The organism is Bacteroides sp. AM16-13, assembly GCF_003602705.1.
GTDB classification, from domain to species: Bacteria; Bacteroidota; Bacteroidia; order Bacteroidales; family Bacteroidaceae; genus Bacteroides; species Bacteroides xylanisolvens.
The window spans coordinates 1-2427 of the sequence record NZ_QTLK01000066.1; the positions used below are offsets into that span (position 1 = coordinate 1).

The 2427-nt window shown below is 46.6% G+C and carries 2 tRNA genes and 2 rRNA genes; all 4 read left to right on the forward strand.

Annotated elements, in window-relative coordinates:
- The first annotated feature begins 8 nt into the window (after nt 1-8).
- Nucleotides 9-1537 (forward strand): 16S ribosomal RNA (locus DW173_RS23530).
- 208 nt (nt 1538-1745) lie between these two features.
- Nucleotides 1746-1822: transfer RNA gene (locus tag DW173_RS23535), tRNA-Ile, on the forward strand.
- 69 nt (nt 1823-1891) lie between these two features.
- Nucleotides 1892-1965 (forward strand) — tRNA-Ala (locus tag DW173_RS23540).
- A 160-nt stretch (nt 1966-2125) separates the two neighbouring features.
- Nucleotides 2126-2427, forward strand: a 23S ribosomal RNA gene (locus DW173_RS23545); the annotation flags it as partial.

The window sequence follows — 2427 nt, forward strand, 5'->3', positions numbered from 1 at the left end:
ATACTTTTACAATGAAGAGTTTGATCCTGGCTCAGGATGAACGCTAGCTACAGGCTTAACACATGCAAGTCGAGGGGCAGCATTTTAGTTTGCTTGCAAACTAAAGATGGCGACCGGCGCACGGGTGAGTAACACGTATCCAACCTGCCGATAACTCGGGGATAGCCTTTCGAAAGAAAGATTAATATCCGATAGTATATTAAAACCGCATGGTTTTACTATTAAAGAATTTCGGTTATCGATGGGGATGCGTTCCATTAGTTTGTTGGCGGGGTAACGGCCCACCAAGACTACGATGGATAGGGGTTCTGAGAGGAAGGTCCCCCACATTGGAACTGAGACACGGTCCAAACTCCTACGGGAGGCAGCAGTGAGGAATATTGGTCAATGGACGAGAGTCTGAACCAGCCAAGTAGCGTGAAGGATGACTGCCCTATGGGTTGTAAACTTCTTTTATATGGGAATAAAGTATTCCACGTGTGGGATTTTGTATGTACCATATGAATAAGGATCGGCTAACTCCGTGCCAGCAGCCGCGGTAATACGGAGGATCCGAGCGTTATCCGGATTTATTGGGTTTAAAGGGAGCGTAGGTGGATTGTTAAGTCAGTTGTGAAAGTTTGCGGCTCAACCGTAAAATTGCAGTTGAAACTGGCAGTCTTGAGTACAGTAGAGGTGGGCGGAATTCGTGGTGTAGCGGTGAAATGCTTAGATATCACGAAGAACTCCGATTGCGAAGGCAGCTCACTAGACTGCAACTGACACTGATGCTCGAAAGTGTGGGTATCAAACAGGATTAGATACCCTGGTAGTCCACACAGTAAACGATGAATACTCGCTGTTTGCGATATACAGTAAGCGGCCAAGCGAAAGCATTAAGTATTCCACCTGGGGAGTACGCCGGCAACGGTGAAACTCAAAGGAATTGACGGGGGCCCGCACAAGCGGAGGAACATGTGGTTTAATTCGATGATACGCGAGGAACCTTACCCGGGCTTAAATTGCATTTGAATAATCTGGAAACAGGTTAGCCGCAAGGCAAATGTGAAGGTGCTGCATGGTTGTCGTCAGCTCGTGCCGTGAGGTGTCGGCTTAAGTGCCATAACGAGCGCAACCCTTATCTTTAGTTACTAACAGGTCATGCTGAGGACTCTAGAGAGACTGCCGTCGTAAGATGTGAGGAAGGTGGGGATGACGTCAAATCAGCACGGCCCTTACGTCCGGGGCTACACACGTGTTACAATGGGGGGTACAGAAGGCAGCTACCTGGTGACAGGATGCTAATCCCAAAAACCTCTCTCAGTTCGGATCGAAGTCTGCAACCCGACTTCGTGAAGCTGGATTCGCTAGTAATCGCGCATCAGCCATGGCGCGGTGAATACGTTCCCGGGCCTTGTACACACCGCCCGTCAAGCCATGAAAGCCGGGGGTACCTGAAGTACGTAACCGCAAGGAGCGTCCTAGGGTAAAACTGGTAATTGGGGCTAAGTCGTAACAAGGTAGCCGTACCGGAAGGTGCGGCTGGAACACCTCCTTTCTGGAGCGATGTCGTAAGACGATGCAATTCTACATGAATAATGTAAAACGGCCATCGTTAAAAATAATGACTTTAAAGGTTCTGTTTTTTGTACTACTGGTACTTGTTTATTTATAATATATAGATCAACCATCTATAGAAGTATAGATAGAGATAAACAAGAGAAAAAAGAAGCCGAGTCTAGACGAAAGGTAGACAAGGTTGAACTAGTCCTATAGCTCAGTTGGTTAGAGCGCTACACTGATAATGTAGAGGTCGGCAGTTCAACTCTGCCTGGGACTACCAAGCTCAAGAACGAGGAATAGTGACAGCTAAAAGCTAAAAACTAAAAACAACATTCTTGAATAACCTCTTGGGGGATTAGCTCAGCTGGCTAGAGCATCTGCCTTGCACGCAGAGGGTCAACGGTTCGAATCCGTTATTCTCCACTCTCTCTGAAAAGAGAAACGATCTTTGACATGATGTACAAAAAGTAAAATTAAAAGTAAGAGCTAAAAGTATATATCAAACCGTACGTGTTCGAGTATGCAATATTGACAGCCGGAAGCAATTCCACAATCAATACCAATACGCGAATAAAACGTTTGAAAGAAAGTAAGCAAGGGCGCATGGCGGATGCCTTGGCTCTCGGAGGCGATGAAGGACGTGATAAGCTGCGATAAGCTTCGGGTAGGTGCAAATAACCTTTGATCCGAAGATTTCCGAATGGGACAACCCGTCATTCTGAAGGAATGACATCTTGCATAGCAAGAGGCTAACGCAGGGAACTGAAACATCTTAGTACCTGCAGGAAAAGAAAATAATAATGATTCCCCAAGTAGTGGCGAGCGAACGGGGATTAGCCCAAACCAATGTTGTTACGGCAATATTGGGGTTGTAGGACCACGATG